We start from the raw sequence: 23,102 nt of genomic DNA, 5'->3' as shown, positions 1-23,102 counted from the left end.
ACTGTGTCAGGATTGAATACAATCAGATGCCTAACACTAGGCTTTGTATACGATGCATTCAATACTGCTACTGAAGGAACTCCAGTGAAGAGGTCATCCGTTCCCACCGACCGCCTGCATCTATGGCTCATGCTAGCGCTGACTTTTTCCACCGGCGTGATCGACGCCGTGGGCTTCCTCGGGCTGGACCGCGTCTTCACGGGCAACATGACCGGCAATGTGGTCCTCCTCGGCATGGGCTTCGCCGGCGCTGCCGATCTTCCCATCCTGCGGCCGGCCCTCGCCCTGGTCTTCTTCATGGTCGGGGCGGCACTGGCCGGGCGGGTATTGCGGCGGGCACCGGAAGGGTGGACCGGACGCACCTCCGCCACGCTCCTCGTCGTCGCACTCGGCACCGCGGGCCTCGCTGTCCTGACGGTGCTCGTCGATGTGACCGCCGAGGAGATGCTGGGGAGCATCACGACGTCGGGCCTTGCGCTGGTCATGGGCGCGCAAGCTGCCACGGCCAAGCGGCTCAAGGTCGCCGAGATCACCACGGTCGTCGTCACGTCGACCATCACCGGCCTTGCGTCCGATTCCCGGCTCGCCGGCGGAAAGAGCCCGTTCTGGGCGCGCCGGGCCGCGGCCATCGTCCTGATCCTCGCGGGAGCGTTCGCAGGAGCGGCCTCCCTGAACCTCGGACTGTGGGTGGGAATCGCCCTGTCAGCCCTCCTGGCATCCCTCGTCACGATCATCGGCCACACGCGCCACCGGAAGGAGAAGAAGGCGCTTCGAGCCTCCGCTGCCGACCCGGTATCCGCAATCTGATCAGGCGCACTACGGTTGGGGGATGGAGCCCGGAACGACCACGGTCGACTACCACCGCCTGTACCGCTCGTGGAGCGGCTACCGGTGGTGGAAACCACTGCTGACCGGACTCCTCGGTCTCTCGTTCTACATCCTCCTGATCGTCGTGCTTTTCCTCGCCGGGGTGGTCTTCGCCCTGCAGAGCGATGAAGGGTTGGCCTCCTATGGCGACCGGTTGGCAACCGTCGACCTCACCGACCCCCTGGTCTTCGCGTTCTCGATGGTCCTGCTCATCCTGATGATCCCGGCGCTCGCCCTGGCGGCGCTCATCACCGGTCCACGTCCGACCGGGCTGTTGTCGTCGGTGCAGGGGCGCATCCGCTGGGGTTGGCTGAGCCGTTGCCTCGGAGCCGCCATCGCCGTCTACGCGCTCAGCTTCGCGATCTCCTTCCTCCTTCCACCGGTCCTGCCGGGAGGGTCGGGAAGTTCGGCGGGTTCCGGCTTCTCCGTCGGTGACAACACCGCCCTGCTGGTGGGATTGACCCTGCTCCTGGTGCCGTTCCAGGCCGCGGCCGAGGAATTCGTGTTCCGGGGTTACCTGGTGCAGACGATCGGCAGTTGGCTTCGGCACCCCGCCTTCGCGATCCTCATCCCCGTGCCGTTCTTCGTGCTGGGGCATGGGTACGATCCGCTGGGCCAGACCGATGTGGCGTTCTTCGCCATCTTCGCCGGCTGGATCACCTGGCGGACGGGCGGGCTGGAAGCGGCCATCGCGGCACACGCCGTCAACAACTGCCTCATATTCCTGTTGGGCGCATACGGGCTGGTGGACGTCAATGCCCAGGAAGGCTCAGTGGCCGCACTCGTCATCTCGGTCGCGACCATGGCTACATTCGCCGCGGTGGTGCTGCGGATGTCGGGAAGCATCGAGCGGACGAGGTCCGTGGTCTCCGTACCCCCGGAGCCGTTGCCGGCGGGTCATCTCCCCTAGCCCTCAACCGAGATGCCGAGGGTTTCCGCGAGGTAGGGGGCGAGCAGTCCCAGCTGGTACTCGTCGATCGTGACGCCCCGAAGGCCTTCCATTCCGTCGATGGTGCGGAAATCGCTGGTGCGGAGGTCGACGTCGTGCAGCCGGCTGTTCGACAGCGTCAAGGTGCCGATCCGGCAGTTGAGGAAGGCGATCCTGCTGCCGGTGACGTCGGTCAGGTCGAGCTCTCCAATGATGCAGTCCGATACCACCACGTCGCTGAGCTTCGAGCTGCGGAAGTTGACGAAGTCCAGCTTCCCGCCGTTGATGCGCACCGACTCGAAGACGCCGTCGTAGAGTTCCGCCGATCCCCACCGTGTTCCTTCGAGCACCACATCGCGCCAGGTGCTCCGGGAAGCTCGGAAGACCGGCGCGAACAGCTCGGTGAAGGTGCACTCGAGGAACCGCGCGCCGCGAAGTTCGGCGTTGTTCATCGACACCGCCTCCAGCGAGCATTCAAGGAACGTGGTGCCGGTGAGATCGCGGTCGTCGAGGTCTGCCCGCACATACAGCTCGCCTTCGCAGTGTTCGCCGGTCCGCAGCGCGCCGGCGTCGCCCGGTGTGAGGTTCGCCGGCTCCACCCGGTCGAGCCGGGGGGCATTGGTCTTCTTGCTCGCCATGTGCTGATCTTCTCCGGGCTCGGTTGGTGGGTATTGTGCACGTCCCGGCACGGCGTGGGTGACGCACGGCGGTTCGCCAGTCTAGCCGAGGGCGACGGCGGCATCGCCTCCCCCGGTTGATATGCTCAAGAACCTGTCCATCAAGCAGTTCACCAGGTGCTTCGAGCGCCCCGGAACCGAAGGCACCGCGATGTCCGCAACTCCTCACCAGGAACACCCGGAGGAAACCTCCCTGCTCAAGGTTCTCGGCAACTGGGATGCACTGGCCCTCGGGTTCGGGGCCATGATCGGATTCGGGTGGGTGGTCCTCACCGGAGGCTGGATCGCCAGTGCGGGCACCATGGGCGCGGTCCTGGCCATGCTGACCGGCGGGGTGATCATGGGCGTCGTGGGACTCACCTACGCCGAACTGACGGCCGCCATGCCGAAGGCCGGCGGCGAGCACAACTTCCTGCTCCGCGGTATGGGACCACGATGGTCCTTCATCGGATCCTGGGCCATCACGGGCGGGTACGTGACGATCGTGGCGTTCGAGGCAGTCGCCCTCCCGCGCACCGCCGAGTACCTGTTCCCCAACCTCAGCCAGATCCCCCTGTGGACGGTGGGTGAGGATCAGGTACACCTCACGTGGGCCCTCGTGGGGGCGGTCGCCGCCGTCGTCATCACCGCCGTCAATATCCGCGGTGTCAAGGCCGCGGGCGCGGCACAGACCTTCGTCGTGGTGTTCCTCCTGCTCATTGGTCTGCTCCTGGTCCTCGGCTCGTTCACTGGTGGATCGGCGGCGAACATGGAGCCGTTCTTCACCGGAGGGCTTGGCGGCTACTTCGCGGTGCTCGTGGTGGTGCCGTTCCTCTTCGTCGGTTTCGACGTCATCCCGCAGTCGGCCGAGGAAGTGAACATCCCCGCCCGCCAGATCGGGCGGCTCGTGGTGGTCGCCGTGGTGCTCGCGACCATCTGGTACGTGATGACCATCCTCACGACGTCCTCAGCCATGCAGGCCGGCGGCTTCAGCGAGGATGGCATTGCGACCGCGGACGCCATGGGGGTCCTTTTCGGTTCCGACATCATGGCCAAGGTCCTCATCGCCGGCGGGATCGCGGGCATCCTGACGTCCTGGAACTCCCTCCTGCTCGGCGCATCGCGCCTGATGTACTCGATGGCGCGCTCGGGCATGCTCCCGCGGTGGTTCGGCGTGCTGCATCCCCGGTTCCGCACCCCGGTGAACGCCCTGCTCTTCATCGGGGCGCTGTCCTTCATCGCGCCGTTCTTCGGCACACAGATGCTGGGCTGGCTCGTCGACTCCGGAGCACCGAGCATCGTGCTCGCCTACATTCTCGTGGCCCTCGTATTCGTCATCCTCCGCCGACGCGAACCCGGCATGGAACGGCCCCTGCGGATAGGCGGCGCCGGCAACGGCGGCACGGTGATCGGGTGGATCGCCGTCGTCCTCTGCATTGCACTGCTCAGCCTGTACCTGCCGTTCATGCCGGCCGCCCTCACGCCCCCGCCGTGGATACTCTTCGGCCTGTGGTGGGTCCTCGGGCTGTTCTTCCTGTTCCGCATCCCCACCGGTATCGCCCCCGGAGCGGACGCCGAGGAGGAGTTGCTCGCCAGGCTGGCGCGGGGCTGATGGTTTCCACCACATGCGGGCCAGTGGTCCGCCCCGCGTGCGGGCAGTGTTCGGGAAGAGCCAGCGCCGGCATCCTCTAGGGTGGAAAGCATGGAATCCCCGATCGAAAGCTATCTGAAACGCATTCACGAGGAGATTTCGGAGCTGAAGGACGGCAAGCCCTACAGCACCATCCCGGCCATGGCCAACGTCAATCCCGACAATTTCGGCATCTGCCTCACCACGGTGGACGGGTACATCTACGAAATCGGCGACACCCGCGAAGAGTTCAGTATCCAGTCCATCTCGAAGCCGTTCACCTACGGCCTGGCGCTCTCCGACCTCGGCATGGACGCGGTGGACGAGAAGGTGGACGTGGAGCCGTCGGGTGATTCCTTCAACGAGATGTCCCTGGCCCAGGGCACGGGGCGGCCCTCGAACGCGATGATCAATGCCGGTGCGCTCACGGCGACGTCGCTGGTGCAGTCCTCGCGCGGCAACACCAGGTTCAAGCGGATCCTCAACACCTACTCGGAGTTCGCCGGCCGCCAGCTGGGCGTCAATGAGGAGATCTTCACCTCGGAGCTCGAGCACGGCCACCGCAACCGGGCGCTCGCCTACCTCCTGCGCTCCTTCAACATCATCGAGGACGATCCCACTCCCGTGATCGAGGACTATTTCCGCCAGTGCTCGGTGCTGGTGAATTGCCTCGACCTCTCCGTCATGGCGGCGACCCTCGCCAACAGCGGCCGCAATCCTCTCACCGGCAAGCCGGTGATGGACCTCCTGCCCGTCGAGCGCGTGCTCTCCGTGATGACGACGTGCGGCATGTACGACGACGCCGGCTGGTGGATCAGCACCGTCGGAATGCCGGCGAAGAGCGGCGTGGGCGGCGGAACGATCGCCGTGCTTCCCGGCCAGGTGGGCCTGGCGGTCTACTCGCCACCCCTCGACGAGCACGGCAGCAGCGTCCGCGGCATGGCGACCAGCCAGCGCCTGTCCCAGGACATGGAGCTCCACTTCGTCCGCGCCGCACGCGCCGGCAAGTCCGCGATCCGCTCCACCTACGACATCTCGGCCGCACCCTCCGGTATCCGCCGCAACGAGGAAGCCATGGACATCCTGCGGGAGCATGGGCACCGCGCCAGGGTCATCGAGCTCAACGGTGACCTCCTGTTCGCCGGCACCGAATCCATGGTGCGCGAACTCAGCGGCCTCGACGACGAGGTCCGCCTCGTGATCCTCGACCTCCGGCGCGTGGACGAGGTGGCCGACGTGTCGCTGCGCCTGCTCGCGGAAGTTCGGGAGAACCTGGTCCGCGAGGACCGCGAGCTGGTGCTGATCGACGGCGAAGGCACCCTCGCCGAGACGTTCAAGGACGTGGACCGGGACGTCCCGACCTTCGATTCCCGCACCGCTGCCGTGGAATGGTGCGAGAACGAGCTGATTTCCGAGTTCGGCGATGAGCTGTGCCTGCCGTCGGAGGTGGAGGTGAGCCAGTGTCCCGCGTTGTCGCCGCTCAGCGAAAGCGATGTGGAGCAGTTGGCCGAGCGCATGGAGGACCGTGTGTACGACGACGGCCACGTGGTGCGCCGGGTCGGCCAACGGTTCGGTGGGGTGTTCTTCATCCTGTCCGGCAAGATCGTCACCTCGGTGCCGGGCCCTACCGGCGGACGGGTGAAGCTGACCACACTGAGTGCGGGGATGACCTTCGGGGAGCTGGCGCTGGGAAGCGACGACCGCCAGGAAACCACGGTGAAGACGCTCGGAAAGGTCCGCTTGAAGGTACTGACCGCTGACGCCATCAACGACATCGAGGACGAGAACCCGCGTCTCGCCGTCGAACTGTGGAAGGCACTGACCCGCGACGCCTACACCCGCGTGGATCTGTACCTCCGCGAGACAGCGGTGCGGATTCGCGACTAGGTGTTGCCGGCTCATCTCGCCCGATGACACGCAGGAACCGGGTGACTCGACAGGACAGGAGACGAGAACATGACGGTTCTGATTGCAGGGTGCGGGGACCTCGGCACCGAGGTGGGGTTGCGGTTCGCCTTAAGTGGCCACCGCGTGGTGGGGTGGCGCCGCTCGCCGGAGAAGCTTCCGCACCAGATCGAGGGCGTCGAAGCCGACCTGGGTCGAACACTTCCCACCATTCCGGAGGACACCGCGGTGGTGGTGATCGCAACTGCTGCGGGAAAGCGCACTGAGGCGGCATACCGGACCGCCTACGTCGACGGCACGGCGAATGTGCTGGCTGCACTTGAGCGCGACGGCGTGGAGCCTGCCAGGATCCTGTTCGTTTCCTCGACCGCTGTCTACGGGGACGCACACGGCGGCAGCGTCGACGAGCAGACGCCGGCGGAACCGGCCTCGGCGACGGGAAGGATGGTACGGGAGGCCGAGCAGCTGCTGCTCGCGCGGTCCGCAGCCGGCATGGTCCTGAGGCTGTCGGGCATCTACGGGCCGGGCCGCACCCGGCTGATCGACCAGGTCACGAGCGGAACGGCGGTCCGGCCGGCGGAACCGCAGTTGACCAACCGCATTCATCGCGACGACGCCGCAGCAGCGATCGTGCACCTGGCCTCGCTGGACGGTCCGGTGGCTCCCGTCTACCTCGGCAGCGACCTCTTGCCCGTGGACCTCGGCGAGGTGCTGCTGTTCCTTGCACAGGAACTCGACCTGCCGGAACCACCCAGCGGCGAAACCAGTACGACACGTGGTGGGGACAAGCGCTGCGACAGCACCCTGTTGCGCTCCACCGGCTTCGACTTCAGGTTTCCTACGTATCGCGAGGGGTACCGTTCGGTGTTGGCCGGCCGCGGCAGGCGGCACGGCTAGCCGGCGGCACGGCTAGCAGGCGGCACGGCTAGCCGGCGGCACGGCTAGCAGGCGGCACGGCTAGCAGGCGGCACGGCTAGCAGGCGGCACGGCTAGCCGGCGGCACTAACTGGGGACACGGCTTCGTGTACTGAGCCGCACCAGCTGCATCAGGGACCACCCGAAAATGCTGATGACGAGGAGGTTCCGGAGGGTGAGGACGACCGCGATGGCGGGGCTCAGGTCATAGCGGAGCGCGTCGTAGAAGATGGGGTAGACCAGCGTGGTCAGACCTGCCGTCACGAGCATCGCGACGGCAGGGAACTTCCAGTCGGCGGAGGCGTCGAGCACCAGGCCGGCGGCGATCACTGCGGCGATCCACAGCATGAACTGGGGTGAGCCCACCTTGTTGAAGACCACGAGCGTGGTGACGAGGGCGAGGGAACCGGTGGCGAGGACCCTTTCCGGTGGGGCGCCGCGGCGGAGCGCGAAGGCCACGAGCAGTGCGGTGAGCACCAGGGCGACCGCAAGGAGCGGGCTCATCAGTGTTGCCACCTGGGCACTCAGTGCCCCCCGCACCTCCATGGTGTTGATTTCGTCATCCTCGAAGATGACTGCACCAGAGCTGCCGGTGATCGCCTGCCACACGCCGGGCGTGCTGAGCGGAGCCTCGAGCTGCATCCCGCGGGCGCCCTGTGCTCCCAGGAAGCTCGTGAGGTTCCGGAGATCACCGAAGAGCACCACTCCCGCGGCGATGACTGCGGACAACGCCGCTCCGGCGAGCACGATCCGCACCCGGCTCCGCAGGGCCACGACGGCCGCGAGGATCACGGCGGCCGGCCACACCTTCACCCATGTCGCCGCGCTGAGGAGCAGTGATGCCGTTCCCGGCCGGGCTCCGAGGAGCAGGATGCCGGCGATCACCAGTGGGGCGGTAAGTCCGTCCAGCCGTCCGACGGCCACTGGTCCCAGCAGCGCCGTTGCCACCAGCCACCAGTAGGCCGCCGTGAAGCGGTGCGTCGAGCGGGTGCGGACGAGCGCTGCCACACCCACTGCGTTGAGCAGAGCGAAGAGGAGGAACCAGGCCAGCTGGTAGAGCTGCGGCCCGAACACCGTGGCGAGGAGCATCGGCACCAGCGCGCCCACCGGGTAGACCCAGGCGGTGTCGATGCCCTGCCACACGCCGTCGTTGATTGCCTGGTACGCCCACTCCCGGTACAGCCGGATGTCGCTGAGGACTCCCCCGCTGAGAATGAACGGAAGGAGCCGCGCGAGGAAGCCGACGTGGATGACTGCGAAGACGATCCAGACCCTGGATTCGCGGTTCCGGATCTCCGGTCTGGGCAGACGGGTGGCCACAAAACGCTCCTGCTGTTGGTGGGTGGAGGCAGCGCTCAGTCTGTCAGGTCGGCTCGCCCAGCGCGAACGGCACGTACCCGAGGGCCTTGTCCACCACGCCGGTGAGTGGTTGGCCGGCCTGCCAGGCGAGGAAGTTCCTCTCGAACTGAGCCGCGAGGTCCGCCAGCCATGAGCCGGCGTCGCTCGCCATGTGCGGCGAGATCAGCACCTGCGGCATCCCCCAGAGCGGGCTGTCCGCGGGAAGCGGCTCGGTGCTGAAGGTGTCGAGCACCGCCCCGGCAATTCCCCCGCGCATCAGTTCGCGGACAAGGGCGGGCTCATCGACCAGCCGTCCCCGGCCTACGTTGATGAGTACGCTCGAAGGTTTCATCGCCTCAAGCACCCGGGCACTGACCATCCCGTCGGTGGAGGGAGTCAGCGGGGCCACGAGCACTATGTAGTCGAAGCGCCCGACGACGGCGGCAAGGTCACCGCTGGCGTGGACGGTGCCGAAATCCGGGTCGCCGGCCCGTGCCACGCGGCCCACGCCTTCGACCTCGGCCCCGGCTGCGCGGAGGAGCCGGGCCGTGCTCCGCCCGATGCTCCCGGTTCCGACGACCAGCACGCCGGCGCCGCCGATATTGCGGACGGTCCGCCTGCCCCAGAGACGCTGCGCCTGGTGGTCGCGGGTGACTCCCAGATCCTTGGCCGAGAACAGCAGGGCGGCGAGTACGTATTCCGCCATGGTCCGATCGAAGACTCCGCAGGCGTTGGTCACTTCGACGTCAGAGGCCACGAGCTCGGGGAAGAGGAGCTTGTCCACCCCCGCTGCTGCCACGTGGATCCACTTGAGGGAGTCCGCCGCATGCCAGGCACCGGGAAGCGCTCCGGAGAAGAAATCCCACAGGTACAGCACGTCCGAGCCGGGAAGGGCCGAGGCGAGTCCGGCGGCATCGGTCTCGCGGATGTCAGCCAGGGCTGCCACGCGGTCGAGGCCCTCCACCGGACGGTTCCCCACCAGGACGGTGACCACAGGCCTTTGCGAACTGCTCATTTCCATCCGCTCACTTTCGGGTCCCACTCATTCTGTGTCCGCTCATTCGGGCACAGGCTCCGGTGCCAGGTTCTCATGGGGAAGTTCGGGGCGCCGTTCGAGGGACATGTCCCTCAGATAGCGCAGCACCACAATGCCCACCGCAGTGGCAGGCACGGCAAGGAAGGCCCCGACGATGCCGAAGAGGGTTCCACCGGCCGTCACTGAAGCGAGGATCACCGTGGGATGGATCTCGAGTGTTCTGCCCACCAGGAGCGGCTGGATGAAATTGCTCTCCAACTGTTGAACCACCACAACGATCGCCAGGACGATCAGCGCCGTCACCCAACCGTGGGCGAGGAAGGCGATGACAGTCGCCAGGAGTCCGGACGCGATGGCGCCGACCACCGGGATGAAAGCCGCGAAGAAGATGAGGACGGCCAGCGGAATGGCCAGTGGGATGTCGAGTACCACGAGGCCGATCCCGATGAAGATGGCATCCACCAGCGCTACCGCGGCCTGCGCCATGATGTAGGAGGACAGCGCCTGCCAGGACCGCTCGGCTACACGGGCGGCGTGCCCGAAGGCATCCGAGGTGGTCCACCGGCTGGTCCAGGGCAGGAAGCGATCGCCGTCCTTGAGGCAGAAAAAAGCGAACACGAGGGTGAGAAGGAGCACGATCGTGCCCGAGGTGAGTGTGCCGAGCCCCGCGGTGATGCCGCTGACGATGTCTCCCGTGTGGACGCGTGCCTGCTCGAGGATGGTGTCGAAGACGGTGTTGAGGTCGGCATCCACCAGATTGAACGGCGGGCCGGTGATGAACACGGTGAGTTCGGCAAGGTTGTCCCGCGCCAGCGCAGTGAGATCACGCACACCGGAAGCGATGGTGGGGACGGTGAGCACCCCGATCCCGCCGACGACGGCGAGAAAGGTCAGGAGTGTCACGAAGGCGGCGAGCACCCGCGGCAGCACCTTCCGGACTATCCGGTTGAGTGGCCAGAGGACCGAGGCGAGCAGCAGTGCGAAAAGCGCTGGAAGCACGATGGACCACAGCGCACGGATCACGAGCCAGAGGATCACCAAACCGGCCAGGACCACGATGCCCCGTGCGGTCCACGTGGCGGCGCTGGTCAGTCCGGAGGCGAAAGCGTGCCGGCGGAACCGCCGGGCCGCCGTGGCTCCGTGCGGCGACTCCTCGCCGAGGACCCTACCGGCCGCGCCTCGGGCGCCGTCGTCGTCGTTCATCTGATCGGTTGTCACCAATTCATCCTGCCCTAGATGGCACGGCATGCACAGTCAGGGTGCAGTGCGTCCCGCCAGCATGTCCGCCGCCTCCATGTCGTCCCGGATCTGGCGCACGAACCAGTCCACAAGCAGGCGCCCCGCTCCCGGGTGGATGGCCCGCGCGTCGTGCTGCTGGGCGTGCCAGCGCTCGACGTCCGCGGGCGGACTCATCCGCGAGAGGAAGGCGGTGAGCGGACAATCCCCGACCGTGCGCGGATGGGGTGAGCCGAGGCGGGCGAACTGCCAGTGGTACGCAAGGGCGCCGAGGTGGGTGCGGAAGTGGTGTGTTCGAAGTGGGTACCCGAAGTGCGCAACCCAGGCGGCGGCGTCCGCCGCGGGCATCGGCCTGCTGAAGTAGTAACCCTGCCCGAGCGTGGCTCCGAGGATCGCAGCGGCTTCCGCCACTCCCTCATCCTCAAGGCCTTCGACGACAACGGTCATCCGGAAGTCCCTGCCCATCTGGATCAGCGTTGCGATGAGGCTCAGGGTCTCCGGAGGCTTGTGCCGGATCCCCGCCAGCAGGTCGCGGTCCAGCTTGATCGCCTTGAAGGGCAGGGACGAGAGCCTCTTGAGGCTGCTGTAACCGGCCCCGAGGTCATCCATCGAGATACCGACACCCAGCCTGGTGAGCTCCTGCAGCGCATGCCGCTGGCACTCCCACTCCAGTGTTTCGGACTCGAGCAACTCAAGGCCGAGCCGTTGGGGAGCGATTCCGGAACGGTTGAGCGCCTGCTCGATCAACAGGGCAAGGCCCGGTTCGAGCAGGGTTGCGGGTGGCAGGTTCACCGAGATATCAAGGGAAAGCCCCTGCACATCCCACACCGCGAGCTGGGAGAGCGCCTTCTCGAGCATTGCGGTGAAAAGGTGGTCCAGATCGGTGCGACCGAGGTGCGCCAGGAACTCGTCGGGAGACGTGAGGCGGCCGTCCGGGAGCCGCAGGCGTGCCAGCGCTTCGACCAACCGCACGGAACCGTCGCGCAGGTCGATCACCGGTTGCACATGCATCTCAAGGCCGTCGTCGAACAGTGCCAGCCGATACTCGTCCAATGGCACCACCGACGTCCGGAGGCTTTCGTTCAACCGATGGTGCAGCATCGAATCCACGACAGCACCTTCGACCACAGGGACTTCCCCTGCCAATTCCCACCAGAGGTTCCGCTTCCGTTTGCGGATTTTCACGTCGGACAGAGCCGTATCGGCACTCTTCAGCAGCGATGCCGCATCCAGGCCGTCCTCGGGGAAGAGTGCAACGCCCAGGCTCATTCCGATCCGGACACTCTCGCCGTTGACCAGGAAGGGAGACTCCACCGCCTCGTGGAGTCGCTCGAGGATCCGCGGAAGGTCGAGGTGAACGGTTTCCCGCACCACGTCCTTGAGGATGAGAACGAACTCGTCGCCCCCCATCCGGCCCAGGAAGTCCTCGTCCCTCAGGCGTCCCTGGAGCCGGGCCGCCCATTCCTTGAGCAGGGCGTCCCCCGTGGCGTGGCCATGGGTGTTGTTCACGGTCCGGAAGTCGTCGAGGCCGATGACACCGACCGCCGAGGTCACCTCGGGATGGGCGCCGGCGCTGAAGAGCTCATCGAGCCGGGTGCCCATGGCAATTCGATTGGGCAGTCCGGTCACCGAATCGTGAAGGGCCTGGAAACGCAGCTGCTCGAGCAGCGCCATCCGCGTGTTGATGTCCCGCTGGACGCTGACGAAGTGCGTGATGACGCCGTTCCCCGAGCGCAGTGGTGTGATCCGCAGGGCGTTCCAGAAGGCTGAGCCGTCCTTGCGGTAGTTGAGGATCTCGCCGTTGAAATCCTCGCCCGCCGCCAGCGCCCCTCGGATGGCCGCTGTGGTTTCGGGATTGGTTCCAGGGCCCTGCAGCATCCGGCAGTTCCTGCCCAGTGCCTCGTCACGGCCGTACCCGGTGATGGCGATGAACGAATCGGAGACGTGGAGGATGTTCTGCCGGGCATCGGTGATGAGGGAGATTTCCGACGTGGCAGCCATGGCCTGGATGAGGAGGTCGTCGGGCAATGCGGCATCGGCGAAGTGCGGTGCTGAGCGCAGCTGCATGGCGGAATCCCCTTCGAGAACACGAGGCCGCCGGGGGAGGTCCCCCCAGGCAGCCGCGGATCTACTGGAATGCTAACCGCTAATCGCGGGGCCGGATCGTTAACGCGTAGGTCGATCGGAATCCGCCGCGGAGGTGGCAGGCTTCCATGGCACAGTAGGTAGGAGTAGCGCACGGAACCCGCTCTGGAAGGAAGAAGCATGAGTATTTCCGCCGATGTGCCGGTATCGAACGGTCCCGGCCAGGAGGACCTCGCCGACGGACGCCGAGCCTACGAACTGGACCGGCGGCATGGGTTCCACTCCTGGTCCGCACAGGAGCTCATCCAGCCGATGACCATCACCAAGGCGAACGGCTCGGAGGTGTGGGACATCGACGGCAACCGGTTGCTCGATTTATCCTCGCAGTCGGTCTTCACGAATATCGGCCACCAGCACCCCGCTGTCGTAGCCGCCATCCAGCAGCAGGCCGCGAAGCTCTGCACCGTGGCTCCACAGCATGTGAACGATGCCCGCTCCGAGGCAGCCCGCCTGATTTCGGAACTGACGCCGTCGGGCTCGCCATCCTCGACGATGCGCTGACGGTGGCTGACAAGTACGGAGAGGACTAACCCCCACCCCCGCTGATTAAGCACGTATGGCTGCTATTCCGGCCGGTTGCCAGCCATAGGTGCGTAATCAACGGGGGTTATAGGGTTGGACCATGAACTACGGAAAACTCGGCTCCACCGGCCTCGACGTCTCCCCGCTGGCCCTCGGCTGCATGACCTACGGCGAACCGGACCGCGGCTCCCACCCCTGGACGCTGCCGGAAGCCGAAAGCCGGCCGCTCATCAAGCTCGCCGTCGACGCCGGCATCAACTTCTTCGACACCGCCAACGTCTACTCGGACGGCACCAGCGAGGAGATCGTCGGACGGGCGCTCGCCGACTACACCCGGCGCGACGACGTCGTGATCGCCACGAAGGTGCACGGCCGCATGCACGATGGCCCCAACGGCGCGGGCCTTTCCCGCAAGGCGATCTTCGCCGAGCTCGACAACAGCCTCCGGCGCCTCGGCACGGATTACGTGGACCTGTACCAGATCCACCGCTTCGATCCCTCGACGCCCCTCGAGGAAACCCTCGAAGCCCTGCACGACGCCGTCAGGGCCGGCAAGGTGCGCTACCTCGGGGCCTCCTCGATGTATGCGTGGCAGTTCTCGAAGGCCCTGTACCTCCAGCAGCTCAACGGCTTCTCACGCTTCGTCACCATGCAGGACCACTACAACCTCATCAACCGCGAGGAGGAGCGCGAGATGTACGGGTTGTGCGCCGACCAGGGCATCGGTGTGCTCCCGTGGAGCCCGCTGGCCCGTGGGAAGCTGGCTCGCGCGTGGGATGAAACGACGTCGCGCTCGGAAAGCGACGCCTTCGGGAAGACCCTGTATGGGACATTCGACGCCGACCGCCGGGTGTCCGACGCCGTCGGCGAGGTGGCAGCGGATCGCGGCGTGTCCCGCGCGCAGATCGCCCTTGCCTGGGTTTCACGTAACCCGGTGGTGTCGGCGCCGATCGTGGGCGTCGGGAAGCCGGGCCACCTCGAGGATGCGCTGGCGTCGCTGGCGATCGAGTTGACCGCCGATGAGGTCGAGTCGCTCGAAAGCCACTACGTTCCCCACCCGGTGGTCGGTTTCTAGTGCGGCACGGGCTTCTCTGATGGCGGTGGCCCTCCGACCGATGACGGCCGGTGACGCCGACGGGATAGTCCACTTCCTGACCTCCAACTCGTTCCCCTTCCACGTGGTTGCGGGTCATACCGATGAATCCGCGCGGGCGGCGGTCACATCCGGGCGGTTCTGGAGCGAGGAGTCGCAGGGCTACTGGGTGGAGGCGGATTCCGGGCGGATCGGGCTCGTCGTGCTGGAGGACCTCCAGGACGATACACCGATGTTCGACCTCCGCCTCGCCGAAGGGCACCGCGGGCAGGGCCACGGCGAGCTCGTGGTGCGGGCCGTGTGCGACCTCGTCTTCACCACGCTGCCGCACGTCCGAAGGTTCGAGGGCCAGACCCGGGAGGACAACCGGGCCATGCGCCGGGTTTTCCTGCGCTCCGGTTTCCTCAAGGAGGCCCACTACCGGCTCGGCTGGCCCGTCGGCGGCAACCGCTTCGTGGCGTCCGTGGCGTACGCGATCCTGCGGGTGGACTGGGCGGGCGGTACGGTCACGCCGTTGGAATGGGACGACGAACTGGCGCGACCGGATGGTACGACGACGGCGCGGGGCGCGCGTGAGCGCTGACTGGGTCTTCCACTCGGGCCGGATCTTCGACGGGCAGCGGATTCGGCCGGGGGCGACCGCAGTGGCCATCTCCGGCGGACGGATCACCGCAGTCGGGACCGATGCCGAGGTGCGGGCCGCCGTCGGTGCTGCGCGGCAGAGCGTCGATCTTGCCGGACGCCTCCTTACACCCGGCTTCACCGACGCACACAATCACGCGGCCATGGGCGGAGTGGAGCGGATGGCGTGCGACCTGACACCGGCCGCGAGCGCCGCTGAGACGCTGGCCCTGATAGCCGATTACGCCGGCAACACCCCCGCCCCATCGGATGCTGCCCCTGACCACGCGCGCCCGGACCAGACCGGCCCGGCCTGGATCACCGGCGGCGGCTGGTACAAGGGCCACTATCCCGGAGGTTTCCCGCAGGCGGACCTGCTCGACGCCGTCGTGCCACACCGCCCGGTGTACCTCCTCAACCGTGATCACCACAGTGCCTGGGTGAACACCCTTGCGCTGAGGTTCGCAGGGATCGGCGCCGGAACTCCCGACCCCCCGGACGGGCGGATCGAACGCTTCGCGGACGGCGCACCGACCGGCATCCTCCACGAGGGCGCCATGGACCTGGTGTCGACGTTCCTGCCACCGGTAGCCTCCGCGACTCTGGTGAGCGGGATTCTCGAGGCCCAACGCTACCTGCACTCGGTGGGCGTGACGGGGTGGCAGGAGGCAATCCTCGGCGACTATGCCGGTTATCCCGATGCCAGCCCGGCGTACCGCGAGCTCAGCGCGAACGGCCGGCTCACCGGCCGCGCGACCGGGGCGCTCTGGGTACCGCGGACGACGACGGCGGCAGGAGTGGGCGCCCTGGTCGAGGAGTTCCGGAAGCGGCGCCGGGTCAACGCCGACGCGGGCTTCCGGACCTCCAGCGCCAAGATCATGGTGGACGGCGTACCCGAGAACCGCACGGCGGCGATGCTGGAGCCGTACTGTGATCGGCAGTCGGCCGCTCATCCGGCTCCGCAGTCGCTCCCGAATCAGAACCAGGACCAGCATCCGAACCCGGATTTCGGTTCCGCTGCCGGCCCGGCGTCCTGCGCGTGCAGCAGGAACGCCGGTCCCTCCTCCGACCGCGGCTTCCTCTACCTCTCCCCGGAGGTCCTCACGATGCTCGCGGCGGAGCTTGCCGCCGCCGAGTTCGACCTCCACCTCCACGTCATCGGTGACCGCGCCGTACGCACCGCGCTCGACGCCGTGGGGCAATCGCGCGGCGCCACGGAATTGACACCCCCTGCCGGGACGCACTCCGCCTGGGAGCCGCGGCACCAGATGGCCCACCTGCAGGTGGTGCATCCCGACGACATCCCCCGTTTCGGCGCCCTCGACGTCACTGCGAACCTGCAGGCCCTCTGGGCCTGCAACGACGACCAGATGCTGGGCCTCACCGTGCCCCTGATCGGTGGCGAGCGGGCCGGCTGGCAGTACCCGTTCGCTGCGCTGGAGCGCGCGGGGGCCCCGCTCGCCATGGGGTCGGACTGGCCCATCTCGAGCCCCGACCCATGGCAGGCCATCTCCGTTGCGGTCAACCGCGCGCACCCGGCCCACCCCGACGCCGGACCGCTCGTCGCGGACCAGGCACTCACCCTGCAGGAAGCCCTCCGCGCCTACACCTCGGGGTCCGCCCGTGTGAACCGGCTCGACGACGGCGGGACGATCACGCCCGGCGCCCTGGCCGACGTCGTCGTTCTCAGCACTGACCCCTTCGAACTGGATCCGACCGACCTGCACATGGTGCGGGCCGCGCTGACAATGGTGGGCGGCGTCGTGGTGCATGATGCCGGTCGCCCATGATTCCCGCGCATCGGATGGGCAGCAGCGGTGATTGTGCAGCCTAATCGGCCGCTTGGATAGAAAAAATCGGGAGCATGCGGCGGGTGTATATTGTCGTCCACCCTACGCGGAAGGCTTCTCCATGACGATCTCCAGGCGGCAAATTCTCGGTGGAGCAGGTCTCCTTGCAACGGCTGCGGCCCTCGGCGGGTGCGCCGGATTCTCGGGTGGCAGCAACGAGGAGTCGAGCGGTGACAACGAGCTGACCTTCACCACGTGGGGAAGCCCCGCCGAGGAGGAAGGCTTCAAGCGCGGAATCGCCGCCTTCGAGGAAGCGAATGCCGGGGTCACCGTCAAACTGAACCTGGTGCCCTACGAGCAGATCTTCCAGAACATCGACGCCCAGCTCCAGGCGGGCACCGCCGGACCTGTTCCGGGTGGACTACGGAACCATCGGCGCCTACAGCAGCCAGGATCAGCTGCTCGACCTCAGCAGCTACTTCGACACCGCCGAGGCCGAAGCCTTCCTCCCCGCCATGTGGCAGGCCATCCAGTTCAACGGCATGCCCTACGGAGTGCCGCACCAGACGGATACCTCAGCGATCGTGTATCGCCGGGACCTGTTCGAGCAGGCCGGTATTTCCAGCGTTCCGGACAGCCTCGACTCCGCCTGGACCTGGGAGGAGTTCGAGGGCGTTGCCCAGCAGCTCAGGGCCTCCCTTCCGCCGGATCTGTACCCCGCTGTCTACAACTGGCAGCTCGGCGGATCCACCCGCTGGCTGAGCTGGCTCTTCCAGGCAGGGGGACGGCTCTTCAATGACGACCTCTCAGGGCCCGCCATCGAGTCCGAGGCCGGAACGAGGGCCCTCACCTTCACGCAGAACCTGTTCCGCGAGAACCTGGTGCCGCCCAACAGCTCGGTGAAGTCCTCCACCTACGCCGATAACGCTTTCGCGGCCGGCACGACGGCTTTGGCGTTCGTCGGTAATTTCGTGCTTCCCAGTCTGGACGAAACCATCACCGACTTCGAATGGGGCGCAACCTACCTGCCCCGCGACGAACGTGGGGCATGCGACCTCGGCGGGAACGCGCTCGTCGCCACCAAGAACGCGAGGAACCCGGAACTCGCAGCCGAGTTCCTCAAGTTCATGGTGCAGCCGGACCAGATGTCCGACTTCTGCGCACGCGCCATGGAACTGCCCACCCTGCAGTCGCTGGTAGGCACCGAACTCGACTACCAGACACGCCCCGATATCGCCGGTATCTTCGTGGACCAGGCCACCACACTCCAGCCCGAGGACGTCCAGCAACTGACAAACCCGGCGATGGCGGAGATCAACCCCAAACTGCGTGACCAGCTCGAAGCCGCCTTCACCCAGAACCAGTCGGTGGACGAGACGCTTGCGAACATAGCAACAGCGGTGGCCGAGGCCACCGGCTGATGTCCGCGGGCACCTCCGAGCGCGAGGGATCCGCCGCACCCCCGACACCGGCAGCGACCTATGACCCAGGGGCCGGACGGACCGGGAAACGGTTCCGCTCCACCAGCGCGGCCTACGGCTTCCTCACCCCCAACCTTGTTCTCCTCGGACTGTTCCTCTTCATCCCGCTGGGCTGGGCCTTCCTCATCAGCTTCCAGGAGTCCAGCGGCTTCGGGGCGAGCGGATGGGTGGGCCTTGACAACTACCGGCGGCTGATCGCCGACCCCACGTTCTGGCAGTCCACGGCCAATACGGGAGTGTTCACCCTCATCACCGTGCCGCTGAGCCTTGCCCTCGGGCTCGGCCTGGCGGTGCTCATGAACTCGGTACTTCCAGGGCGCAGGCTTTCCGTACTTTGATCTACCTCCCCATGGTGATCTCGGGGGTGGCGACCGCCCTGATCGGCGTACTCCTGTTCGATGAGGCGACGGGCATCATCAACAAACTGCTCGGTGCGGGCGGTGCAGGCACTGTTCCCTGGCAATCGAACGGCACCGCTGCCTTCGCCTCGATCATCCTGGTGACGCTGTGGATCCGGGTCGGCTTCAACATGGTGATCTACCTCGCGGGGTTGCAGGGTATCTCGCCGGAGCTCTACGAGGCCGCCCGCCTCGAGGGAGCGAACTCGTGGCAGCAGTTCCGCCACATCACCGTTCCCCTCGTCGGCCCGTCGACGTTCTTCCTGCTCATCATGGACGTCATCTACTCGTTCCAGGTCTTCGACACCATCTTCGTCATGACCGGCGGTGGTCCCGGGCGATCGACGTCGGTCCTTGTGACCTACGCCTATGAGAACGGTTTCGTCACACGGGACCAGAGCTACGCAGCAGCGATCGGCATCGTGATTTTCCTGCTGACCCTGATCTTCACGGCCGTGCAGTGGTACGGCAACCGCTCGCGGGACACGGCAGGATAGGAACTCCCATGGCACAGTCCCTCAACGCGCACGGCACCCAGGCTCGCAACGACGACGCCGCCGGCCCCGTCGTCCAGCGCGTCCGACACGTCTCACCCGCGGCACGTGCCGCGAACGCGGCACGACTGGGAACCGCCGTCGTCGTCGGACTGGTGATGATGTTCCCGCTGTACTGGATGATCACGCTCGCGTTCTCACCGAACGTCGATGTCTTCAGCCGGGAACTGAACCTGTGGCCCTCGTCCTGGACCCTCGACAACTTCCGGCGCATCTTCACGAGCTTCCCCACCGCTCTCTGGTTCGGTAACTCCGTGGCCATCACGTCGATCGTTACCCTCCTCACCGTCACGGTGAACCTGCTGGCCGGGTATGCCTTCGCGAAGCTCACCTTCCGCGGCAAGGGCGTCATCTTCCTGCTGGTCCTGAGTACCATGATGATTCCCGTCCAGGTGCTGATGGTGGCGCAGTTCCGGCTGGTCACGGAACTGGGGATCTATGGGACGTTCTGGGCCGTGATCCTGCCGTCGGCGGCGTCGGCCTTCGGAATCTTCCTGGCCCGCCAGTTCATCATCGCGATACCGGATGAACTCATGGAAGCTGCAAAGATGGACGGCGCCGGCAACGTCCGGATCTTTCTCCAGATCGTCCTTCCGCTCTGCAAACCCCTGATCGCGGTGCTGGTGCTGCTGACGGTGATGTACCAGTGGAACGATTTCGCCTGGCCGCTGATCGCGCTGAAGGACAGCGAGCTTTTCACCCTGCCGATCGGGCTGATCTTCCTGCGGGGCCAGTACGGGGCGGACTACGGGGCCATCATGGCCCTTGCCCTGATTTCGATCCTGCCCATCGTGCTGATGTTCCTGATGTTCCAGAAGTACTTCGTTCAGGGCCTCGCCCGCAGTGGTATCCGCTGAAGTCCTCAGGAGGGCAGCGGCGCAGCCTTCACGGAACCGCAGTGCCCACCGAATAGGATGGGAGACCCATGGAACATTTTCGGCTTTTCCGCGCAGCCGCGGGAATCCTGCTGGCCCTGCCGCTGCTGACCGCGTGCGGCGATGCACCGGTCCTGGAAGTCTTCGAACAGGCACAGGCGGATCAGGACATCGTCACCATCCAACGGGATCTCGAGGGGATCGACCTCTCCTCCACCCGCTTCCTTGCCGACCGCGACGGCATCGAATATTTCGTGGCGGCACCCACGGATTCCGACGGGCGTACTGCGTGCCTCCTGGTGGAGGAGGGCATCGGGGTGGCACTCGAGTGCGGCCCGATCACTTCGGGTGAGCCCGGCGTGATCATCCGTGACAGCAGGGCCACGGTGGTGCTGCTCCCCGACGAGTACAACCGCGATTCCCTCGACGCCGAGGGCTACCGGCTGCTGCACCCGAACCTGGCGATCCGGGAACTCCCCGAAGTCTGAGTGCGCCTACGCCTGGATCTGCGGTTCGGCGACTATCACCCGGTGGTTCCCCTCGCACTGGAAGACGCCAAGGGTCCCTTCGGGAACGGGCCCCTCGGCGGGCCACTGGCTTTCATCCAACTCCTGCAGCGGCTTTCCGCAGGACGGGCAGGATGCTTCCATGGTTTACCTCCTCGTTGAACGCACGTCTTCCCTCAATTAGACCTTGCTCACCGATGGAGGAACAGGAATATCTCACGTCGCACAGCAGCAGTAAAGAGCCGGTTCACCGATCCCTGCTGTTGAGCCCGGGGACGACCCTTCCTAGGCTTGGCCACATGGAATCCGCCACCGCACCGCGCAAAGCAGAATCCGGGGAGCTCACCCTCTCCAGCCTGGCTGAACTCGCGGATCTCGTGCCGTCCGTCGACTACCTCTACCTGCGGTACTCCAAGGGCTTCGAAGCCGACAGGGATTCCAGCAGTCTCGACGCCGAGAGTGGGCTGACGCTGCCGGGATTGTCCGTCAACCCCCTCACACCGGAGTCGTGGTGGACCCGGCCGCTCAAGGACTGGCTTGCACGCCAGATCTGCCAGTACGAGCACCTTGCGGAGGACGAGGACCGCTATGCATGGGTACTCACCGGGGCGTGCGTGGGCCGGGGCCCGGACTGCGAGCCGCTGCTCGTCGACGTCCGCCCGCTCGGCCGGCTCGATCCGGAGGTGCTGCAGGAAGCCAAGCGGGTCTACGAGGAACACTTCGATGCCGGCGAACGGCCGTCGCAGGACTGAACCGGATGCGGCGAGCACCGGCTAGGAACCGAACCGCCAGGCCCGAGCCGGGATCGAGCGTTCAGCGGCGAGCCCGGCGGGTGAGCGCGCGGAACACCAGCTCTCCCGCCACAACTCCTTCGGCCGCGACAACGACAACGCCCGCGAGGGGAGGCCGGCGTCGTCTGCTCCCGTCGGACCGTCGGCCTCCCCTGCTCGTGCTCGGGTCCTCTCCGTGTGTCAGGAGCGGGAGGTGCTCGATCGAATGGGCGACCCGAGCCAGCAGGGTGCTCGTGCGGTGAAGAACCGGTGGAACGGCTTTCGGCCTCTGCAGTATTGCGGTGTCGACCGCGTCGCGGATGCGGTCGATGAGGGACAGCGGAACCGCCGCGACGGCGTTGCCTGGCGGCCGCCGCGCCACGTCCTCCCCCAGCACCTCGACCAGCCGGTCGAGCACGCGTTCCCGCTCCGGGTCCCCCTCCTCGAGGGTTTCGAGCCGCGTCACCAGTTCATTGACCTCCTGGTGCTCCTGCTCCACCTTAAGGGTGAGTTGTTCGCCGTCGGGCAGGACCCGCCGCACCACGGCCCAGAGCACCGCCTCCTCGGCGAAGGCGTGGGGGAACACCAGCCGGTAGATGCGCCGCAGCACATCGCCCTGCTCGGCTCCGCTCGATCCCTCCAGTTCCTTCAGCAAGGCGTTGAGCTTGACGTGGTCGTTCTTCTGCCGGACCAGGACGCTCGTGGGGCCACCCAGTTCGGCGACGGTCTGCTTGGCGACTGACTGGTACATGGGCGTCCTTTCGGAGAGTGTTTCCGGTATCAGTACCCGGGAGGCCCCGATTCGAAACATTTCCCGCTATACCAGCGACGGCTCCGGCAGCCGGTGGAATTCGGAGGCGTGGAACACGAGCGGCGCAGAGTCCTTGTCCTCGAACTGCAGGCCGTGCACCCGGAGGAGCACCACCTGGTGGTCCCCGGCGGGATATTCGGCCTCGACCGAGCAGTCCAGCCACAGCACGGCGTCGGAGAGCAGAACGGCGCCGGCGGGTGTGTCTTCGATGTCGAGTGCTGCGAACCGGTCGGCTGACTTCGACGCGATCTGCAGGCAGGCATCCTTCTGCCCGGAGGCCAGGACCGAAACACCGATACGGGGTTGCTTTCGCAGCTCCGGCCAGGTGCGCGAGGTGTTCTGGATGGCGAACATCACCAGTGGCGGATCGAGCGACACCCCCACGGTGAACGAGGAAGCAACAATGCCCTCGGGAACTCCATCCACCCGGGCACAGAGCGCGGCGATCCCTGAGGGAAACCGCCCGAAAGCCTGCCGGAGAACCGCCGGCTCCAAATTGACATCCAACGCCATGCCCACATCCTTCGAAAAAGGCGTCGTCCCGCACACCGAGAAACAGAAGGCAGCGGGGGAAACGCCGTACTTGCCGCTCGGGCGAAAACTGCCCAGCGGCCGAATCATCACCTGGAGCACCCCGCTACGACGAGAGGGTTGCTGTCCAGCCGGCCAGGGCCTGTGGCTGGAACTCTTGATTGCGCCTCCCACGCTAGGGGCACCCGGAGCCCGCCGTCAACGCCGGGCACGACACAGAACGTAAGAAAGCTGCTGCCTGCCCTTTATGACCGTCTGTGACCTGACCCGACTGGACAGCGGAAAAATCCCGCATACAGTGGGGTCAGCTTCAAGAGATGCGGCCGTCAAGCTCCGACTTGGCCGCGCACCAACCCCATGCTTTCCGGGTGGTTCGGATGACGAAGCGGGCTGCGCCCACCGCATCTGTTGCGGCGTCCGGTGCGGTCAAGAGCAACCGGAAGGATGACGCATGATGCGTTCCCACAGCTGTCCACTTCTCACCGCCTGACGCC

Annotated in this window: 22 protein-coding genes, 1 pseudogene and 2 riboswitches; of the genes and pseudogenes, 15 read left to right on the top strand and 8 right to left on the bottom strand. The window is 66.4% G+C overall.

Features of this window, described 5'->3' with window-relative positions; genetic code table 11:
* Nucleotides 1–84 precede the first annotated feature (84 nt).
* Both IWX75_RS07790 and IWX75_RS07785 read left to right on the top strand, forming a co-directional pair.
* Nucleotides 85–807 carry a YoaK family protein gene (locus IWX75_RS07790; protein ID WP_334684177.1) on the top strand — a complete coding sequence of 241 codons (723 nt, stop codon included), beginning with the start codon at nucleotides 85–87 and terminating at the stop codon, nucleotides 805–807.
* Nucleotides 808–829: 22 nt separating this feature from the next.
* A complete protein-coding gene (locus IWX75_RS07785) occupies nucleotides 830–1,777 on the top strand; it encodes a CPBP family intramembrane glutamic endopeptidase (RefSeq protein WP_196821668.1) in 948 nt (315 codons plus the stop codon).
* Here IWX75_RS07785 and IWX75_RS07780 read toward each other — a convergent pair.
* A complete protein-coding gene (locus IWX75_RS07780; protein WP_196821667.1) occupies nucleotides 1,774–2,433 on the bottom strand; it encodes a pentapeptide repeat-containing protein in 660 nt (219 codons plus the stop codon). The two genes, IWX75_RS07785 and IWX75_RS07780, sit on opposite strands and share 4 nt — an antisense overlap.
* A 190-nt stretch (nucleotides 2,434–2,623) precedes the next feature.
* Here IWX75_RS07780 and IWX75_RS07775 point away from each other — a divergent pair, with 190 nt between their 5' ends.
* From IWX75_RS07775 to IWX75_RS07765, 3 genes are all read left to right on the top strand, one after another.
* Nucleotides 2,624–4,063, top strand: a complete 1,440-nt coding sequence (locus tag IWX75_RS07775) for an APC family permease (RefSeq protein WP_196821666.1) — start codon at nucleotides 2,624–2,626, stop codon at nucleotides 4,061–4,063.
* Nucleotides 4,064–4,153: 90 nt separating this feature from the next.
* Nucleotides 4,154–5,968, top strand: coding sequence for a glutaminase A (glsA, locus tag IWX75_RS07770; RefSeq protein WP_196821665.1), 1,815 nt, complete (start codon nucleotides 4,154–4,156; stop codon nucleotides 5,966–5,968).
* Between the two features lie 69 nt (nucleotides 5,969–6,037).
* A complete protein-coding gene (locus tag IWX75_RS07765; RefSeq protein WP_196821664.1) occupies nucleotides 6,038–6,883 on the top strand; it encodes an NAD-dependent epimerase/dehydratase family protein in 846 nt (281 codons plus the stop codon).
* A 105-nt stretch (nucleotides 6,884–6,988) separates the two neighbouring features.
* Here the strand turns inward: IWX75_RS07765 and IWX75_RS07760 are convergent, their stop codons facing one another.
* Genes IWX75_RS07760 through IWX75_RS07745 form a run of 4 tightly spaced genes read right to left on the bottom strand, consistent with a single transcriptional unit; the run spans nucleotide 6,989 to nucleotide 12,578 of the window.
* Nucleotides 6,989–8,221, bottom strand: a complete 1,233-nt coding sequence (locus tag IWX75_RS07760) for a glycosyltransferase 87 family protein (protein WP_196821663.1) — start codon at nucleotides 8,219–8,221, stop codon at nucleotides 6,989–6,991.
* A 43-nt stretch (nucleotides 8,222–8,264) separates the two neighbouring features.
* On the bottom strand, nucleotides 8,265–9,254 hold the full coding sequence (locus IWX75_RS07755; RefSeq protein ID WP_334684176.1) for a D-2-hydroxyacid dehydrogenase: 990 nt from the start codon (nucleotides 9,252–9,254) through the stop codon (nucleotides 8,265–8,267).
* A 42-nt stretch (nucleotides 9,255–9,296) separates the two neighbouring features.
* Nucleotides 9,297–10,493, bottom strand: coding sequence for an AI-2E family transporter (locus IWX75_RS07750; protein ID WP_196821661.1), 1,197 nt, complete (start codon nucleotides 10,491–10,493; stop codon nucleotides 9,297–9,299).
* 36 nt (nucleotides 10,494–10,529) lie between these two features.
* Nucleotides 10,530–12,578, bottom strand: coding sequence for a putative bifunctional diguanylate cyclase/phosphodiesterase (locus IWX75_RS07745; protein WP_196821660.1), 2,049 nt, complete (start codon nucleotides 12,576–12,578; stop codon nucleotides 10,530–10,532).
* Between the two features lie 198 nt (nucleotides 12,579–12,776).
* Between IWX75_RS07745 and IWX75_RS07740 the strand changes: the two are divergent.
* From IWX75_RS07740 to IWX75_RS07700, 9 genes and pseudogenes are all read left to right on the top strand, one after another.
* Nucleotides 12,777–13,127: pseudogene (locus tag IWX75_RS07740) on the top strand (aminotransferase class III-fold pyridoxal phosphate-dependent enzyme); the annotation flags it as partial.
* Between the two features lie 151 nt (nucleotides 13,128–13,278).
* The gene (locus tag IWX75_RS07735) at nucleotides 13,279–14,253 is read left to right on the top strand and encodes an aldo/keto reductase (RefSeq protein WP_196821658.1); all 975 of its coding nucleotides are present in this window, start codon (nucleotides 13,279–13,281) and stop codon (nucleotides 14,251–14,253) included.
* A gap of 19 nt (nucleotides 14,254–14,272) precedes the next feature.
* Nucleotides 14,273–14,854 (top strand): GNAT family N-acetyltransferase, encoded by a 582-nt coding sequence (locus IWX75_RS07730; protein ID WP_196821657.1) that lies wholly within the window; start codon nucleotides 14,273–14,275, stop codon nucleotides 14,852–14,854.
* Entirely contained in the window at nucleotides 14,844–16,682 is a 1,839-nt protein-coding gene (locus IWX75_RS07725; protein ID WP_196821656.1) for an amidohydrolase, read from the top strand. The genes IWX75_RS07730 and IWX75_RS07725 overlap by 11 nt, the downstream gene beginning before the upstream one ends.
* A gap of 416 nt (nucleotides 16,683–17,098) precedes the next feature.
* On the top strand, nucleotides 17,099–18,103 hold the full coding sequence (locus IWX75_RS07720) for an ABC transporter substrate-binding protein (RefSeq protein ID WP_196821655.1): 1,005 nt from the start codon (nucleotides 17,099–17,101) through the stop codon (nucleotides 18,101–18,103).
* The gene (locus IWX75_RS07715) at nucleotides 18,103–18,501 is read left to right on the top strand and encodes a carbohydrate ABC transporter permease (RefSeq protein WP_196821654.1); all 399 of its coding nucleotides are present in this window, start codon (nucleotides 18,103–18,105) and stop codon (nucleotides 18,499–18,501) included. The genes IWX75_RS07720 and IWX75_RS07715 overlap by 1 nt, the downstream gene beginning before the upstream one ends.
* Nucleotides 18,498–19,058 (top strand): carbohydrate ABC transporter permease, encoded by a 561-nt coding sequence (locus IWX75_RS07710; protein WP_196821653.1) that lies wholly within the window; start codon nucleotides 18,498–18,500, stop codon nucleotides 19,056–19,058. The genes IWX75_RS07715 and IWX75_RS07710 overlap by 4 nt, the downstream gene beginning before the upstream one ends.
* Before the next feature lie 8 nt (nucleotides 19,059–19,066).
* Nucleotides 19,067–19,972: a carbohydrate ABC transporter permease gene (locus IWX75_RS07705; RefSeq protein ID WP_196821652.1), complete on the top strand. Its 906-nt coding sequence runs from the start codon at nucleotides 19,067–19,069 to the stop codon at nucleotides 19,970–19,972.
* A gap of 68 nt (nucleotides 19,973–20,040) precedes the next feature.
* Complete coding sequence (locus tag IWX75_RS07700) at nucleotides 20,041–20,478, top strand: hypothetical protein (protein WP_196821651.1); 438 nt, start codon at nucleotides 20,041–20,043, stop codon at nucleotides 20,476–20,478.
* Nucleotides 20,479–20,484: 6 nt separating this feature from the next.
* On the opposite strand, the gene IWX75_RS07695 is transcribed toward IWX75_RS07700, so the two are convergent.
* The gene (locus tag IWX75_RS07695) at nucleotides 20,485–20,640 is read right to left on the bottom strand and encodes a hypothetical protein (RefSeq protein WP_196821650.1); all 156 of its coding nucleotides are present in this window, start codon (nucleotides 20,638–20,640) and stop codon (nucleotides 20,485–20,487) included.
* A 155-nt stretch (nucleotides 20,641–20,795) separates the two neighbouring features.
* Between IWX75_RS07695 and IWX75_RS07690 the strand changes: the two genes are divergently transcribed.
* Nucleotides 20,796–21,248, top strand: a complete 453-nt coding sequence (locus IWX75_RS07690; protein ID WP_196821649.1) for a DUF6098 family protein — start codon at nucleotides 20,796–20,798, stop codon at nucleotides 21,246–21,248.
* 61 nt (nucleotides 21,249–21,309) lie between these two features.
* Here the strand turns inward: IWX75_RS07690 and IWX75_RS07685 are convergent, their stop codons facing one another.
* Nucleotides 21,310–22,017: a hemerythrin domain-containing protein gene (locus tag IWX75_RS07685; RefSeq protein ID WP_196821648.1), complete on the bottom strand. Its 708-nt coding sequence runs from the start codon at nucleotides 22,015–22,017 to the stop codon at nucleotides 21,310–21,312.
* Between the two features lie 66 nt (nucleotides 22,018–22,083).
* Nucleotides 22,084–22,590: a flavin reductase family protein gene (locus tag IWX75_RS07680; RefSeq protein ID WP_196821647.1), complete on the bottom strand. Its 507-nt coding sequence runs from the start codon at nucleotides 22,588–22,590 to the stop codon at nucleotides 22,084–22,086.
* A gap of 61 nt (nucleotides 22,591–22,651) precedes the next feature.
* Nucleotides 22,652–22,771: riboswitch (SAM riboswitch) on the bottom strand.
* A gap of 145 nt (nucleotides 22,772–22,916) precedes the next feature.
* Nucleotides 22,917–23,047: riboswitch (SAM riboswitch) on the top strand.
* Nucleotides 23,048–23,102 lie beyond the last annotated feature (55 nt).

The sequence above is a fragment of the Arthrobacter sp. CAN_A6 genome, from assembly GCF_015751715.1.
Classification (GTDB): Bacteria; Actinomycetota; Actinomycetes; order Actinomycetales; family Micrococcaceae; genus Arthrobacter_D.
The sequence above is the reverse complement of the archived record's forward strand: the minus strand, read 5'-3'. Positions and strand labels throughout refer to the sequence as shown.

Excerpts from the sequence above, each read along its gene's own strand:
- IWX75_RS07785 (WP_196821668.1), top strand. The coding sequence starts at position 830 with ATGGAGCCCGGAACGACCACGGTCGACTACCACCGCCTGTACCGCTCG.
- IWX75_RS07780 (WP_196821667.1), bottom strand. The coding sequence starts at position 2,433 with ATGGCGAGCAAGAAGACCAATGCCCCCCGGCTCGACCGGGTGGAGCCG.
- IWX75_RS07775 (WP_196821666.1), top strand. The coding sequence starts at position 2,624 with ATGTCCGCAACTCCTCACCAGGAACACCCGGAGGAAACCTCCCTGCTC.
- glsA (WP_196821665.1), top strand. The coding sequence starts at position 4,154 with ATGGAATCCCCGATCGAAAGCTATCTGAAACGCATTCACGAGGAGATT.
- IWX75_RS07765 (WP_196821664.1), top strand. The coding sequence starts at position 6,038 with ATGACGGTTCTGATTGCAGGGTGCGGGGACCTCGGCACCGAGGTGGGG.
- IWX75_RS07755 (WP_334684176.1), bottom strand. The coding sequence starts at position 9,254 with ATGAGCAGTTCGCAAAGGCCTGTGGTCACCGTCCTGGTGGGGAACCGT.
- IWX75_RS07745 (WP_196821660.1), bottom strand. The coding sequence starts at position 12,578 with ATGCAGCTGCGCTCAGCACCGCACTTCGCCGATGCCGCATTGCCCGAC.
- IWX75_RS07735 (WP_196821658.1), top strand. The coding sequence starts at position 13,279 with ATGAACTACGGAAAACTCGGCTCCACCGGCCTCGACGTCTCCCCGCTG.
- IWX75_RS07730 (WP_196821657.1), top strand. The coding sequence starts at position 14,273 with ATGGCGGTGGCCCTCCGACCGATGACGGCCGGTGACGCCGACGGGATA.
- IWX75_RS07715 (WP_196821654.1), top strand. The coding sequence starts at position 18,103 with ATGTCCGCGGGCACCTCCGAGCGCGAGGGATCCGCCGCACCCCCGACA.
- IWX75_RS07705 (WP_196821652.1), top strand. The coding sequence starts at position 19,067 with ATGGCACAGTCCCTCAACGCGCACGGCACCCAGGCTCGCAACGACGAC.
- IWX75_RS07700 (WP_196821651.1), top strand. The coding sequence starts at position 20,041 with ATGGAACATTTTCGGCTTTTCCGCGCAGCCGCGGGAATCCTGCTGGCC.
- IWX75_RS07695 (WP_196821650.1), bottom strand. The coding sequence starts at position 20,640 with ATGGAAGCATCCTGCCCGTCCTGCGGAAAGCCGCTGCAGGAGTTGGAT.
- IWX75_RS07690 (WP_196821649.1), top strand. The coding sequence starts at position 20,796 with ATGGAATCCGCCACCGCACCGCGCAAAGCAGAATCCGGGGAGCTCACC.
- IWX75_RS07685 (WP_196821648.1), bottom strand. The coding sequence starts at position 22,017 with ATGTACCAGTCAGTCGCCAAGCAGACCGTCGCCGAACTGGGTGGCCCC.
- IWX75_RS07680 (WP_196821647.1), bottom strand. The coding sequence starts at position 22,590 with ATGGCGTTGGATGTCAATTTGGAGCCGGCGGTTCTCCGGCAGGCTTTC.